Here is a 14,697-nt window from a genome sequence, read left to right as displayed (position 1 = left end):
CATGATCATGAAACACGACGGCATATCGCAATTCCTTCAGTCCCATAATTTCTTCGTATCCAGCCAGTAAACCCACGTCGTCTTGCGCCCGGCCTCATCCATCAGGTGCTTGGCGCCGCCGGGACCATCGCCGCCTTCGCCATTCCACAGGCAGACAAAGGCGAGCTTGCTGTCGCCAAATCGGGCGGCGCGCTCCAGCATCCATTGATTGTCGCGCTCATAGGCGTTTTCACCGGCCGGCAGCGGCCCCAGTTCGTCGGGCGTGACATGGAGCGTGGCTCGCGATTTCGCCGCGAGATAGCGCGCGCGCCAGTTTCCGCCAGCGAAATCGACCGAGCCGGCAAGGAACGTCGGTTCGTCGAACGGAATATAGATTTCAAGCTGCATGCCCTTCGCGAGGGCAGCTTCCGCAAACAACAGATCGCCGCCGCAGGCGCCGCCGCAAATGGCGAGATCACCTTTGGTGACACCGATCTTCGCAAGTGCGTCGGCGATCGCAGCGGCCGCAACAGGCTCCTTGTCCGGCGGAAAGCGTGGCGTTTTTCGATCTGGCGCATCGATCATGTGACCGCTGAAGAGAACCACTGTGTTTGGCGATCCGGCGCTTTGCTCTGTGGTCATCGTGACACCCAGCTCGTGATGGGATCATTGTGTCTCGATGACGAACTTATCTGAAGGCGAATTCCTTGTCGAAACCGGGATCCGAGTGGCGGGACGCCGCGCTGTGCGGCATCACGTGAGATCGAAGGCCGGCGGGAAGTGTTCCGGCTTGAGCTGCCTGACGGCTGCGAGCCGTCCGATCTCGGCAAGCTCGTCCATATTGTTCGGGTCATCCATCGCGGCGATCTTCGCCAGCGCGTCCGGCGTCCGGTCGATCGCGACCGTCTTCTTCAACCAGGTGGTTTCCAGCAGCACGTTGTAGCGCGCATAGGTCGCGAGTTGCGGTCCGCCCCGACTGTCCGCCACCATATCTTCCACCGCACGATCGATCGACCAGGGCGTCAGGCAGTTGGTCAGCCATTGCAGCATGCCGTGATTATGCTGTCCGCAATCGTCCATGAGCGATTGCAGCGAGCGCAGGCCCTGCTCGGCCGCCGGCATGTGAACGATTTCTTCCGTCGAGAAGGTCGACTTGAACACGCCGGTGCCGGCCGAGATCAGCAGGAGATTGTCGCTGCCGGTTGGCCAGCGAAGGCCATGGCCATGGAGCGACGCCAGCATCAGGAGCTGCAGCGCAGGATCGTTGAACGGGCTGACGCCGCCATCGACGAAGGCGCCGCTGACCGTGCTGCCGGAGCGCGACGAGATCGTGATCTCCTGGGGACTGAAATAGGTCGGCGCCGCGGTGCTGGCGCGCACCACTTGCGTCAGCCGCAGCCCGCCGTCCTGCTTTGCAAAGATCGCGTCCGGATGGTTGTGCAGCGGCCACGGGCTGCCGGTGTCGAGCCGCTTGGTCATGATCATCAGGCCGGTACGGATGCGATCGCCGCCGAGCGAGGTGTCGGCGCCGAGCTGCGCGTCGAGTGCGTGCTGCAAGGCATCCGACTTGAATTTCGGCGCCAGCAGCCCGCGCCGCCAGAACGAACCCTGGAAGACGTCGGTGCCGATGCCGCGATAGAGCTGCTTCAACGCGTCGGCCGTCATTCCGCAGGCCAGTCCGGCAGCGATGATCGATCCGGTCGAGGTGCCGCCGATCAGATCGAAATAATCGCAAAGCAGGAGATCGCTGTTGCCAAACCGCTTGCGCAACATCGCCTCGATGGCGCTGACATATTCGAGCGTCAGGATGCCGCGGATGCCACCGCCATCGAGCGCCAGTATCCGCTTCGGCCCGAGTGCGCGATCGAGATGCTGCTGCTTGGTCTTCGGCATAACTGCCCCCCGACTATGACTTTTGCTGATCTTGATACGGCCGACCGATCACGGCCGAAGGCTCAATTGGTCGCGCGCCCGCGCAAACGGCGCCAGGGCATAAAATGAAGCGATGCGTTCGACACATCAGCTGAGTTTCGAAAAATTTTAGCCAGTCCATCCCGGAGCTCGATCGCGCTCCGGGTCCCTGGGTATCTTGCACATGGCACACCCTAAGGTATAGTGAGATAAATCACTGGCAGGCGGTTTTTCTTTTTCGCGCCCGGCGATCGCAGATTTCAGAGACGAGCTATCATTGAGCTCGCGGCAGGATGTGCAGCCGCGGCATTCGGCCGATGAGACACGGCCAGCCGTCGCATAAGATTCATGCAGATCGGGTTTTGCCATGCCAAATGATTTCTCGGTCTTTATCAGCCATCGCGCCGAAGACAGATTTCTCGCGCGCCTGCTCAAGGCGCGGCTCGAATATCTCAGCAGCCTGGACGGCCAGCGTCCGGTGGAATGCTTCGTCTGCGAGGAAATTCCCGGCGGCTCCGAATGGCGGCAATGGATGATCGACAACACGGCGAAGGCCGATTGCCTGATCTTCATCCACACCAATGCCGAGCACAATTGGACCTGGTGCGCATCCGAGATTGCCCAGTTCGACGGTTACAAGCGCGCGCTGAAGCTCATCTCCAAGGTGCTGTGGTTCTCGGTCGACTCTTCGCCTTCGTTTCCGATGCTGGCGGAGAACGAGTTCTACGGAATCGGCGAGGACGACGTCCGGCGATTCCTCGAAGACCTGTTCGTGAAGCCGATCTTCGGTCCTGCGCCGCTGCGGCCGCGACTGAACGCCAACTACGCGCCCAAGTTCAACGAGGCGGCGAAGGACATTCACGCGCAGTTCCTGCAGATCACCCGGCCGGAAGAGCTGTTTCGCCTGCGGCTTCGCATCGTGTTCAGCGACGAATTGTCGTTCCGGCAAAAGGCCGAAACGCTCAGGCCATTGCCCCCCGCCGATCGCGCGCGCGGCTTCCTGAAGGATGCCGTGCTGGAGGCGGATGCCGGCACCACCACGCTGTTGTCCGGTCCCGACACGGCGGAGCTCGACTGGGAGGATCTGCTCCGCGCGCAAAACCGCTACGACAGCGGGGCCTGGCTCGACGAGCTGACGAGCTATGTCGCGAACTCGTTCGCCGACGTGGATATCGCCAGCCGGCGCAGCCGCGAGCAGGTCCTCAGTCCGATCTTCCGCGATCTGAAGCTGTATCAACCTGTCATCGCCCGGCTCGAATATCTCGATAGCACGCCGTTCTCGATCGTCATCATCTTCGTGCCGATGCCGCCATTCAGCGAGGATCCTCGCCTGATGGTCGCGCAGAACATGCCGAAGGACATCGTCTTCCTGTCGATCCTGCTGCGACTGGCGCGACGCTTCCGGTGGTCGTTCCTCGAGCCGCTATACAACGCCGTCGAGGGCCTGGACGATGACTTCAGCGCCAAGCGATGGGACGATCTGCTGGAGCGCTACCACGAATGCCTGGAAAACCTGGATTCGATCCTGCGACAGGGCAATATGCGCGAGCTCGAAACCGTCGGCGACATCAAGTCGGCGATCAACATCTCCGACGATGCGCTGCTGAAGGAGATGTTCAAGGATTGGGGGACGTTTCAGACCCGGCTGGCGCAGGCCATCGAGAAGAAGTCGCCAAGCGACGTCAGGCAGACGCTCGAGCCCTGGCTGAAGCGCAACAAGGACTTCATGAAACAGCTGCTCGTCGAAACCCAGGGCAAGGTGGAGAAGCTGCGGCCGCTGGAGGCCCGCTAGAGCATAAGGAGCGCAGATCCGGTTCGGCCGGAGCCTGCCGCTCAGATCATCGCAGCGACGCGTTCCAGGCCAATCAGGCGCGCCAGCGAACGGACCTCGTTCTTCTGATCCTCGCGGAGCTGAAACAGCAGCGGCATCGCCGCCGACTTCAGCTGCTGGACCTCCTCGGAGTCCGGATCGATCGGTATGTTGCCCACGGCGGGATCGCCCTGGCGCTTGGCGTGGATCTTGCGGGCGACGGCGCGCAATGCGGTCTCGACCGCCGGCCAGTAATATTCCTGCGACGACGACAGCTTCAGCCGGTCCTTGATGCCGGCGATCTGGGCGTCGCTCAGCAGCGCGTAGGTTTTCTGCGGCGCCGGCTTGGCCGCAGCCTTGGGCTTCGGCGGCGCGGGGGCGACCAGCGCGGGTGCGGGCTCGGCGATCTTCGGCTGAGCCGCATCGACGGGGTCGGTGATCTTCGGCAGGCCGATATCGGCGGGCTCGACGGAGGCATAGGCCTGGCGCACGGTATCGGTCGCGCCCGGAATCGCGGCTTGCGCCCGCAACAGGAGCGGAGACGGATTGGCGGAAGGCTCAATCGGCTGGGGCGCCTCAAACGAGGCCGCGGCAAGCGTGCTGACCGCGAGCTTGTCCTGCTTGCTGGCACGGTTGGCGACCGGGCCAATGTCGGCCTGCGCCGCCGGCAGGCTGTCACGGCCCAAAATGGCTGTTATCGCGACGCCGGCGAGCAGGAAGCATGTCAGCGCGGCGAGGGTGATGGCTCTGGTCAAAAACTACTCCATTGCCGGCCGGTGTCACTGCAAACTGCGCGTGAAATGCGGCGGTACCGTGCCGTGACGACGCCAAATAGGTGAAATTGTCCCGAAACGGCCGGAAAATCAGGCCGCGGCATCAAGCTCATAGGCCTCCTGGATGTCGGCGACGATCTCGTGCGCCGTCCAGAGCGCGCCGGGCTGGACCGTGTGCAGGCTGACCGTCCAGTTGGTGCGGCGGGTGCGCGGCGTGCTGACAATGTCGAATTCGACCTGACGGCACAGCGGATGCCGCTGCAGGGCGTAGAACACCCGGGTCCGGAGCTCGTCGAGCGTTGCCGGGGTCTTGGAGAGCGCCTCAAGGGCCATGTCGCATTCCCACAAACTGCCGGGCGGCCAGCCGTGGCGGCCCGTGACTGTATTGTTGGGACTGGCATGGTTAATGCCGCGTTAAGGGGATAGGCGGGATTTGAGCGGCTGCGGTTTCGCGGCGGATCAGGCGAGCCGCACCCGTCCGCTCGCCGCCTCATACTCCGCGATCGTCTGCGCCACGAGCTCGTCGACGCCGAGCACCCCGGCGACCCCGGAGGTGGAATGACCGCCGCTCCAGATATCGCGCCAGCGTTTGGGGCGGCTTTCGCGGGCGCCGATGTCGATGTCCTTGCCGATGTCGATCGCGCCGCGTGCCGGCAGGTCGTCGGGATCGAGACCGGCGGCCTCGATCGAGGGCCGCAGCATGTTGGTCTGCAGGCCGGTGAACGCCGTCGTCAGCAGGATATCGTCGGCGGTGGAGTCGACCAGCATCTGCTTGTACCTGCCATCCGCCATGCTCTCGCGCGTCGCGATGAACTTGGTGCCCATATAGGCGAGGTCGCAGCCGAGCGCCTCTGCGGCGCGCAGCGCGTGGCCGTCGCTGATGCCGCCGGCAAGCACGATCGGTCCATCGAAGAAGCCGCGCACCGCCCGGACGAACACGAACGGATTGAGCCAGCCGGTCTGCCCGCCGGCACCCGCAGTGAGCAGCACGAGCCCGTCGGCGCCGGCCGCGACCGCGCGCTCGGCATGGCGGATCGAGGCGACGTCCGCGAAAACCAGCGCGCCGGCATCGTGCAGAGGGCCAAGCACCGGCGCGGGCGAGCCGACCGAAGTGATCACAAGCTCCGGCTGGTGCCGCAGCAGCACGGCGAGATCCTGGGCCAGCCGCGTGTTGGAGCGATGCACGATCAGGTTCGGGCAGATCGGCGCGGCCGCCTGGCCGCTTGCATCGGCATGCGCCTGCAGGCGGCGCGCGATGTCGCCGAGCCAGGCATCGAGCTGTTCCGTCTCACGGCAATTCACCGTCGGAAACGAACCGATCACGCCGTTGCGGCAGGCGGCTACCACCAGCTCGACACCGGAGACCAAGAACATTGGTGCTGCAATCAGCGGCAGCCGCAGGCGATCGCGAAGACGCGCGAGAAGATCGGCGGACAAGTTGTTTCTTCCCATCATCATTGTGTTAGCGTTGCCGCCAACATTGGCACGACAAAAGCCAAAGACAAAGGCGGGAGGGACAACGAGATGAGCAATCCGCTCTATGCATTTCCGGCAGTGTGCGAACAGACCTTGCGGGCGCTGGCGCGCTATCCGTCGCGCACCGCCTTCGCATGGCCGGGCGGCTCGCTCAGCTATCAGGGCGCGACCGACCTGATCGGACGAATGCAGAGCGTGTTCATGCGGCTCGGCTTTGCGCCTGGCACCCGCGTCGCGCTGCTCACCGCCAACCGCGCCGACAGCTGGTGCGCCGGCGTCGCCGCGCAATTGTCGCGGCTCGCGATCACCTGGCTGCATCCGCTGGGCTCGCTCGACGACCAGCTGTTCCAGATCGAGGATTCCGAAGCGCAGATGCTGATCGTCGACGGCATCACGTTTCGCGATCGCGGCGGCGAGCTCGCGACGAAGGCACAGGGCCTCAAGACCGTGTTCACGCTCGGCCCGGCGGATTACGGCGCCGACCTGTTGCAGGTGGCTGAGGATGCCGGCAGCGCGAGCGCGAAGAGCTTCGCCCGCGAGGACGACATCTCGACCTTGAACTACACCGGCGGCACGACAGGCAAATCCAAGGGCGCGCTGCGCTATCACCGCGAATATGGCGGCTTCGCCGCCGCCATCCTCGCCGATTTCGAGATCCCGGAGACGCCGCGCTATCTCACGGTGGCGCCGATCAGCCATGTCGCCGGCACCAAGGTGCTGCCGACGCTGATGCGCGGCGGCACCGTGCACATGCTGAAAGGGTTCGACCCGGAGGCCGTGTTCACGACCATCGCGCGCGAGAAGATCAACTTCACGCTGTTCGTGCCGACCATGATCTATGTGATGCTGGATCATCCCGCGCTCGACAAGACCGACCTCTCCTCGCTCGAGCTCCTGCTCTACGGCGCCTCGGCGATGTCGCCGAGCCGGCTGGTCGAAGGCATCGAGCGGATCGGCCCGGTGTTCTCCCAGCTCTACGGCCAGACCGAATGCTATCCGGTCTCGGTGCTGCGCAAGGCGGATCATGACCCGAAAACGCCGGACCTGTTTTTGTCCTGCGGCTTCCCGATCACCGCCTGCCAGGTGAAGATCCTCGATCAGGACGACCAGGAGGTCGCGATCGGTGAGGCCGGCGAGATCTGCGTGCGTGCCACGCATGTGATGGCCGAATACTGGAAGCGGCCCGACATCACGGCGGAGACACTGAAGAGCGGCTGGCTGCACACCGGCGACATCGCGCGCAAGGACGAGCGCGGCTACATGTTCATCCTCGACCGCAAGAAGGACATGATCGTCTCCGGCGGCTTCAACATTTTTCCGCGCGAAGTCGAAGATGTCTTGTCGCAACACGCCGACGTCGCGATGGTCGCCGTGGTCGGCGTGCCCGACGACAAATGGGGTGAGGCCGTCACCGCCGTCGTGGTCGCGCGCGAGGGCGCTGCGCCCGACGCCGACGAGCTGATCGGACTGGTGAAGGCGAAGAAGGGCTCGGCACACGCGCCGAAGCAGATCCAGTTCGTCAAGGAGCTGCCGATGACCGGCGTCGGCAAGGTCGACAAGAAGGTGCTGAAGGCGCGCTTCTGGACCGGCCGCGACCGCATGGTGGGGTAGGATGCTCGTACGACCATTGCTGGTCCCGTCATCCTGAGGTGCGCGCTCTCGCGCGCCTCGAAGGATGCACGGCCCCGATGTTTCAGCGCGCGCTATCTCCGCTTGCGGCACCAGCCGGGCCGGCGCCCTTCGAGGCTCGCTCCGCTCGCACCTCAGGGTGACGGGGAGAGAGTGGAAGGCGCGGCAAGACTGTCGGTGCCAGCCGCCTCCGGTCGCTTCACACCCTGCGACAGCAACCGATCGAGCCGGTCGCGCAGCTGATCCTGGTGGTAGGGCTTGGCCAGCCGCGGCAGGTCGACCTGGGTGCCGTCGGGCAGTTCGGCATAGCCGGTGGCGAGCAGGACCAGGAGCTGCGGCCGCACCTTGCGCGAAGCCGCGGCGAGTTCGATGCCGGTCATGCCGGGCATCACGTGATCGGTCATCATCAGGTCGATCTCCTGGTCGCTCCTGAGGATCTCGAGCGCCTGCGGTCCGGAATTGACGCCGATCACGCGGTGACCGAGGTCCTCCAGCATTTCCATGGTGGACATCGCGATCAACGGATCATCGTCAACCAGCAGGATCACCGCCGAGCGCTTGACCGTCTGCGCCGCGGGCGCCGGGCTCTCGACTTCCGGCACCGCCGTTGCAACCGGCAGCACCAGCGCAGCCGTGGTGCCCTTGCCGACCGCGCTCGACAACTGCAGCTCGCCGCCCAGCTGCACGGCGAGCCCATGCACCATCGACAGGCCGAGCCCGGTGCCCTTGCCCACCGGCTTCGACGAGAAGAACGGCTCGATCGCACGCTTCAGCACGTCCGGCGACATGCCGGTGCCGCTGTCGATCACCGAGAGCTTCAAATAGTCGCCAGACTGCAGCGTCGGATCATTCTTCGCCTGCCAGGTCGCGAGGCGGATCTCGATCACGCCGCCATCCGGCATCGCGTCGCGTGCATTGATCGCAAGGTTGAGGACCGCAAGCTCAAGCTGGTTGCTGTCGACACAGGCCAGCGGCAGCCCCTCGGGAATGTCGAGCCGCAGCATGATGCGAGGTCCGAGCGAGCGCTCGAGCAGATTGCTCATATCGCGCACTAGCGCGCCGAGATCGACCGGCACCGCGCGCAGATCCTGCTGCCGCGCAAATGCCAGCAGCCGCTGCGTCAACGACGCGCCGCGCTCGGCGCCCTGCAATGCGCCGTCGACCAGGCGACGCAGGCGCGGATCCTCCGGCATGCGCTTGCGCAGCAGATCGAGATTGCCCATCACCGCCATCAGCAGATTGTTGAAGTCGTGCGCGACGCCGCCGGTGAGCTGGCCGATCGCCTCCATCTTCTGCGCATGGCGGAGCTGTTCCTGCGCCCGCTCGCGCGCGGCGACCTCCTTCATCAGGTCGGCGGTGCGTTGCTCGACCCGCTGCTCCAGCGTCGCGGTGAGTTCGGCGAGTGCAGTGCGCTCGGCCGCAAGCTGCGCCAGCAACGCCTCGCGTTCGATCTCCGCGGTCTTGCGCGCGGTGATGTCGGAGCAGACGCCGACCAGCGAGCGGAGGACGCCGTCGGGCCGCCGCACCGCACGGGCGCGGACGTCGACCCAGTGCTCGGTGCCGTCGGGCCAGATGTTGCGGTATTCGATCCGATAATCCGAGCCGGTGCGCAACGTTTGTTCGACGATCTCGCTCCGGCGGGCGCGGTCGTCGGGATGCACCGCGTCCAAGAGATCCTGATAGGTGAAGGGATCGCCCGGCCTGCGCCCGAAATAGGTCTTGCAGGTCGGCGACGCCTCGAGCTCGAAATCCGGCAGATGAAGCTCGAGCGCGCCGAGATGACCGGCATTGAGCGCGGTCTGCAGCAGCCCCTCGCTCTCGGTCAGATCCTCGAGGATCTGGCGGGTCTGGTATTGGCGGCGGCGGCCGCGCACCGTCGCGGCGACCAGGCTTACCAGCGTGGTCGGATGAAACGGCCGCTCGATGAAGGTGACATTACCGAGCGCCCGGCCGAGCCGCGCGGCTTCGGGATTGCGCTCGGGTCCCCCCTTCTCGCTGATCAGCACGATAGGAAAGTCCGACCAAGACGGCTGCTCATTCAGCCAGTGCGTCAGGCCGGCGAGGTCGGCGGCCCTGATCACCTCGTCGGCAATGATGGCAAGGCCCGCCCCGTTTGCGATCTGGCGTTCGAGCTCGGCGAGGTCACCGCAGATGTTGGCGTAATAGCCGGCTTCCTTGATCAGGTGGGCAGTCTTGACGGCGTCCCGCTCGCTCGCGGCGAGGATGACCGCGCGTTCCGAGGACGGACCAGGCTTCATCGCGTCTGTCCCTGCGGCGGCCGGCCGTCGACACCGGCCGGCACATCACACAACCGCCGGACGGCCATGGCCACGATGCCGGCGGCGGGATCAATACGCATCATGGGACCCCCTAACGGGAGCGAAACTCTCACGTGCCGCCAACCGTTCCCGGGAAGCGGAGTTATTTTTGCCGCAGGGGCAGTCGCTTGGCGCTCCTGCACTGCGAATCGGTGAAACAACCCCATGCACCGTAGACGTGACTGGACTTCACCTTCCCCCCTGAAAGGGGGAAGGTCGGGATGGGGGGCAGCCCCGGGCGATGCCGCAAGTGGAGAGAGCTGATCCCCACCCGCTTCGCTCTGGCGAGCAAAGCGACCTCCCCTTTTCAAGGGGAGGTCGAAGAGACATAGCCCGAGCTAGCGCCGTTCGATGACCAGGCTCTGGACCGCTTGGCCGAAATAGCCGCGCTGATCGGCGAGCCGCGACATTGCAAGCCCGGCGCCGTCGGACCCGATCCAGGACTGGCCGTCGAGCAGAATCCAGTCGCCGACCGGCTCGCGCGCGAGACTCACCGAGAGATCGGCATTGATGAAGGTCCATTGGCTGAAATCGAGCGCCGGCGAGGTGCCGTTGGAGAAGTCCGAGGCAACCACTGCCCGCATCGCCTGCGAGACGGCGGCGCCCGCAATCAGCGGGCGTTCGACGCGGAACCAGATCGCGCCGGGTCCCACCACGCCGAAGCGGCCGCGCGCGGCCCGCATCGAGATGCATTTCACGAACGGACTGTTCGCAAGGTTGCCCGGCTCGATCATACTTTCGTCGGGGCCCGGCAGATCGACCGCAAGCGCGGCGACGTCGGGCGGCAACTCGGCCGCCTGTTGCTTGATCTTCAGCACGCTGGCCGAAACGACCACGACACCGTCGGCAAGCAGCCTGACGCCGCAGAGCTGGATCTTGCGGCCGTCGCGCAGGATCTCGCTCGAGACCGTCAGCGGCGCTACCGGCACCGGGCGCATCAGGTCGATGGTGACGCGCGCGATCCGCATCGGCACCGGCGTCGGAATGGCCTCGGCCGCCCACACCACCAGCGCCGCCGGTGCGGAGCCATGCTGCATCCGAGGATCCCAAGGACCCGCGGCATCGGGACTGGTGACGACGCGGTCGCCGTCGACGCGAAAGATCGGCTCCATCAGGCAAGCGCCGGATCGATCGCTTCCTCATACTCTTTCCTGAACCGGGCGATCAGCTCGGCTGCAGGCACCACCTTGGAGATGCTGCCGACGCCCTGACCCGAGCCCCAGATCTCCTTCCAGGCCTTCGGCTTGGCGCGCTCGCCGGACGAATCGGTGCCGAAGCTCATCTTCGAGGGATCGGAGGTCGGCAGGTTTTCCGGATCCATGCCGGCCGCGACGATCGACGGCTTCAGGTAGTTGCCGTGCACGCCGGTGAACAGGTTGGAGTAGACGATGTCCTCGGCGGACGAATTGGTGATCATGCTCTTGTAACCCTCGACCGCGTTTGCCTCTTTGGTCGCGATGAAGGCGGAGCCGATATAGGCGAAGTCGGCACCGATGATGCGGGCCGCGCGGATGGCGCGGCCGTTGGAGATGGTGCCCGACAGCGCGATCGGCCCATCGAACCACTGCCGCGTCTCCGACACGAACGGGAACGGCGACAGCGTACCGGCATGACCGCCAGCGCCGGCCGCGACCAGGATCAGGCCGTCGGCGCCTTTCTCGATCGCCTTGTGTGCGAACTTCTGATTGATCACGTCGTGGAACACGATGCCGCCCCAGCCATGGACCGCCTGGTTGAGCTCCTCGCGCGCGCCGAGCGAGGAGATGATCATCGGCACCTTGTGCTTCTCGCAAAGCGCCATGTCGTGATCGAGCCGGTTGTTCGACTTGTGCACGATCTGGTTCACCGCGAACGGCGCCGATGGCCGCTCCGGATGCGCTTTGTCATAGGCGGCGAGCTCTTCCTTGATCCGGTACAGCCATTCGTCGAGCAGCTCCGGTGGCCGCGCGTTCAACGCCGGAAACGAGCCGACCACGCCGGCCTTGCACTGCGCGATAACGAGGTCGGGCACGGAGATGATGAACAGCGGCGCCCCGATCACGGGAAGAGACAGGCGGCCCTTGAACAGAGCAGGCATGGACATTGGAAGCGGATCCTCAAGTGTTGGTTGGTCTCGAATGCTGACCGTCATACCAACAAGGCAATCTTTCCAGTGTCAAGGATTGCGTTTTGGCGCTGCAAAAAGGATGACAAATCCTCATCCTGAAACCGTGTTTTCGCAAGCGCCTGGCATCCCAGACGCAAGGCTTGGTCGCCGCTATTGGCAGACGGCCCGTGTCACGAAATTTTCCGTCCTGCAGTCGTTCGGGCCGCGCTTGTGGCCCGGCAGATAGACCAGTGGCGAGCATTTCTCGGAGGCGTCGGTGTCGATGCTCTTGCCTTCCCGAAACCCCTTGCTCTGGCACAGCCGGTCGGCGCCGATCTTGCAGTCCGGCGCACCGTTCGAGGCCAACACGCAGGCCGCGCGTCCGGTCACCACCGTCGAGGGGCGCGCGATGTTCGACAGGTCGTTGATGGTCTCGCCGGGGCTCTTCAGCGGCGGCAACGCCGATTTCGACTTCTCGAACAGCTTTCCGATTTCGTTGATCAGCCCGGGATTCTCGCGCTCGACCGGCGCCGGCGGCAGCTCGATCTGCTGCTGAGGCGGGATCGGCTGCTGCGCCGGCGACTGCACGCCAAGCGCCGACGGCGCTGTCTGGGCCCAGCTGCTGTCGAGGGTCATCAGTGTCATCGACAGCGCAAGATCCGAAAGCACAAGACCTGACAGCACAAGACCCGCCAGCGCAATGCGCGCCTTTGCACGCGTGAATCTGACGAGCGTGAGCCCGGCAGGATCGAGCAGGTCCGCGATTCCATCAGCCATCGCGGCAAGCGTAACCCGAAGCCGCGCGCAGGCAAAGCCGCAAGCGGTCCGTCGCTAGATCAACTTGAATGCGACAACAAAACCCAGCACCAGCACGATCGCGCCGATCGCGACCCACAGGCCGAGCCGCTTCTCGAGCTCGGCGCGGATGAAATCGCCATAGCGGTTGAGCAGCACCGCAACGAAGAAGAAGCGGCCGCCGCGCGCGACGATCGAGCACAGGATGAACAGCCAGATGTTGTAGCCGGCAAAGCCCGAGGTGATCGTCACGAGCTTGTAGGGGATCGGCGTCAGTCCCTTCAGCAGGATGATCACGGCACCCCATTCGGCGTAGGAGGCGCGGAACGCGTCGACCTTGTCGGAGAGGCCGTAGAGATGGATCAGCCATTGCCCGAGCGAGTCATAGAGCAGCGCGCCGATCGCGTAGCCGAGCACGCCGCCGGCAACTGACGCTGCCGTGCAGACCGCGGCGAACCACCACGCCCGCTTCGGCCGCGCCAGCGACATCGGCAGCAGCATGATGTCGGGGGGGATCGGAAAGAAGGAGCTCTCGGCGAAGGCGACGGCCGCGAGAATCCACAGCGCATAGGGCTTGTCGGCCGCCTCGACGCACCAGTCGTAAGTCCGTTTCAACATGGGCGCGATGAACCATCATGGAGCGGATTTGTCCATGGCGGGATTGAGCTGAATTTGGTTGATTTACGGCTACCGTTTGCGCAGCCGGTTCTCCAGCGCGACAATTCGGCGCCGAACCACCGGGACCGGCGCCGGTTTGGGCAGCTTGACCGGCGACTTCGGCAGCTTCTCGGCGATCCCGAGCAGCCGTTCGCGCCGCTCCATCTCGCGCCAGACATCCTCCGGCTTCACGCCGGCCGACGCCCAGAGAACGGCGAGGTTGTAGAACAGGTCGGCGCTTTCGCGAATGACGGCATCCGACTTGCCGCTGACGGCGTCGATCACGACTTCGATCGCTTCCTCGGCGAGCTTCTTGGCCATCTTGGCCGGCCCGCGCTGGAACAGCCGTGCCGTGCGCGACGTAGCCGGATCAAGATCCTTGGCCGCGATCACCGCCTGGTAAAGCCGCTCGATCGAATCATTCATGCTTCGAGCCTAGTCGAAACGCGTCGCCAGCGTGTTAACGGCGACGACGAAAAAATCCACCGGCCCGCGGCCGGTGGATCGGATGCTTTGTGACAGTTCCGAGAACCGCCGACGGCGGTCAGTACGGCTGATACGGCAGTTGCGACCGCCGCCCGTAATAGCCGCGGTAACCATAGTACGGTCCGCCGCCGTAATAGACCGGACCGCCACCATAGTAGACGGGACCACCGTAGTAGCCCGGGCCACCATAGTAGCCGTAGGAGTCGTAATAGTCGCGGCGGCTCTGGGCTGCGGCGATCGCGAGACCTGTGCCGACGATCCCGGCGAACGCAGCCGCAGCGGCTGCGCCACCGCCGCCATAGTAGCGACGGCGGGCACTGATGTCGGTCGCGCCGCTCGTGCCTTGTGACGTCGTCACAGCGGTTGCCTTGCCTGTCTGAGCAGAGCCTGCAAATGCCATCGTCGGCTCGACGGCCGTCAACGCCACCGCGGCAACCGTTGCCAATGTGGCTGCGCGGCCAATGGACGAAAAAACACCTTTTCGCGCAAACATTGCAGTCATCCTTTGTGGAAACCGGCCCGACGGGCCTTGGTTAGCTAACCCACTGCCTCCAGATTAGGTTCCCCAAACCGAATGCAAGCTGAACGACCTGAGGTGAAAACATGGCAAGCCGAAGCTTGGCAGTCATCGACCGTTCACCTTGCCTGGGGCAAAATGCCTGCAAATAACGCTTGAAATTGATGCTTGCTCTGGCGCATTCGATGTCATGAAGCAGGCGCGCCGGCGCGGCACTTTGTCTCGCCTCCCGGATGTCATGATGCAGGTAAGTCGGACCA

General features: G+C 64.7%; 14 protein-coding genes. 2 read left to right on the top strand and 12 right to left on the bottom strand.

All coding sequences use genetic code 11. From position 1 onward, the window contains the following. Positions 1 to 36: 36 nt before the first annotated feature. Both ACE10X_RS05655 and ACE10X_RS05650 read right to left on the bottom strand, forming a co-directional pair. Entirely contained in the window at positions 37 to 387 is a 351-nt protein-coding gene (locus ACE10X_RS05655) for a hypothetical protein (RefSeq protein ID WP_375764079.1), read from the bottom strand. 345 nt (positions 388 to 732) lie between these two features. Continuing rightward, positions 733 to 1,872, bottom strand: a complete 1,140-nt coding sequence (locus ACE10X_RS05650; protein ID WP_038386190.1) for a patatin-like phospholipase family protein — start codon at positions 1,870 to 1,872, stop codon at positions 733 to 735. A gap of 385 nt (positions 1,873 to 2,257) precedes the next feature. On the opposite strand from ACE10X_RS05650, the gene ACE10X_RS05645 reads away from it, so the two are divergent. After that, positions 2,258 to 3,682 carry a toll/interleukin-1 receptor domain-containing protein gene (locus ACE10X_RS05645; RefSeq protein ID WP_038386189.1) on the top strand — a complete coding sequence of 475 codons (1,425 nt, stop codon included), beginning with the start codon at positions 2,258 to 2,260 and terminating at the stop codon, positions 3,680 to 3,682. Between the two features lie 41 nt (positions 3,683 to 3,723). Here the strand turns inward: ACE10X_RS05645 and ACE10X_RS05640 are convergent, their stop codons facing one another. The 3 genes from ACE10X_RS05640 to ACE10X_RS05630 form a co-directional block, all read right to left on the bottom strand. Beyond that, on the bottom strand, positions 3,724 to 4,455 hold the full coding sequence (locus tag ACE10X_RS05640) for a hypothetical protein (protein WP_038386188.1): 732 nt from the start codon (positions 4,453 to 4,455) through the stop codon (positions 3,724 to 3,726). A gap of 108 nt (positions 4,456 to 4,563) precedes the next feature. After that, entirely contained in the window at positions 4,564 to 4,806 is a 243-nt protein-coding gene (locus tag ACE10X_RS05635) for a hypothetical protein (protein ID WP_038386187.1), read from the bottom strand. Between the two features lie 126 nt (positions 4,807 to 4,932). Then, a complete protein-coding gene (locus tag ACE10X_RS05630) occupies positions 4,933 to 5,931 on the bottom strand; it encodes a nitronate monooxygenase family protein (RefSeq protein WP_304557468.1) in 999 nt (332 codons plus the stop codon). A 66-nt stretch (positions 5,932 to 5,997) separates the two neighbouring features. On the opposite strand from ACE10X_RS05630, the gene ACE10X_RS05625 reads away from it, so the two are divergent. Then, positions 5,998 to 7,560, top strand: a complete 1,563-nt coding sequence (locus ACE10X_RS05625) for an AMP-binding protein (protein WP_038386184.1) — start codon at positions 5,998 to 6,000, stop codon at positions 7,558 to 7,560. Positions 7,561 to 7,712: 152 nt separating this feature from the next. Here ACE10X_RS05625 and ACE10X_RS05620 read toward each other — a convergent pair whose 3' ends face one another. The 7 genes from ACE10X_RS05620 to ACE10X_RS05590 form a co-directional block, all read right to left on the bottom strand. Further along, positions 7,713 to 9,836: a hybrid sensor histidine kinase/response regulator gene (locus ACE10X_RS05620; RefSeq protein WP_304557467.1), complete on the bottom strand. Its 2,124-nt coding sequence runs from the start codon at positions 9,834 to 9,836 to the stop codon at positions 7,713 to 7,715. A gap of 398 nt (positions 9,837 to 10,234) precedes the next feature. Then, entirely contained in the window at positions 10,235 to 11,008 is a 774-nt protein-coding gene (locus tag ACE10X_RS05615; protein ID WP_038386178.1) for a thioesterase family protein, read from the bottom strand. After that, positions 11,008 to 11,979, bottom strand: a complete 972-nt coding sequence (locus ACE10X_RS05610) for an NAD(P)H-dependent flavin oxidoreductase (RefSeq protein ID WP_375764078.1) — start codon at positions 11,977 to 11,979, stop codon at positions 11,008 to 11,010. The genes ACE10X_RS05615 and ACE10X_RS05610 overlap by 1 nt, the downstream gene beginning before the upstream one ends. A 174-nt stretch (positions 11,980 to 12,153) precedes the next feature. Then, positions 12,154 to 12,759, bottom strand: a complete 606-nt coding sequence (locus ACE10X_RS05605) for a hypothetical protein (protein WP_080583426.1) — start codon at positions 12,757 to 12,759, stop codon at positions 12,154 to 12,156. 54 nt (positions 12,760 to 12,813) lie between these two features. Then, positions 12,814 to 13,395 (bottom strand): YqaA family protein, encoded by a 582-nt coding sequence (locus ACE10X_RS05600; RefSeq protein WP_038386176.1) that lies wholly within the window; start codon positions 13,393 to 13,395, stop codon positions 12,814 to 12,816. 69 nt (positions 13,396 to 13,464) lie between these two features. Further along, on the bottom strand, positions 13,465 to 13,860 hold the full coding sequence (gene hisE, locus ACE10X_RS05595) for a phosphoribosyl-ATP diphosphatase (protein ID WP_038386175.1): 396 nt from the start codon (positions 13,858 to 13,860) through the stop codon (positions 13,465 to 13,467). 118 nt (positions 13,861 to 13,978) lie between these two features. Continuing rightward, positions 13,979 to 14,413, bottom strand: a complete 435-nt coding sequence (locus ACE10X_RS05590) for a hypothetical protein (RefSeq protein WP_038386174.1) — start codon at positions 14,411 to 14,413, stop codon at positions 13,979 to 13,981. Positions 14,414 to 14,697: the final 284 nt, after the last annotated feature.

The organism is Bradyrhizobium sp. Pha-3, assembly GCF_042258325.1.
GTDB lineage: Bacteria > Pseudomonadota > Alphaproteobacteria > Rhizobiales > Xanthobacteraceae > Bradyrhizobium > Bradyrhizobium elkanii.
Note: the sequence above shows the minus strand (reverse complement) of the source record. Positions and strands in the feature narration are given on the sequence as shown.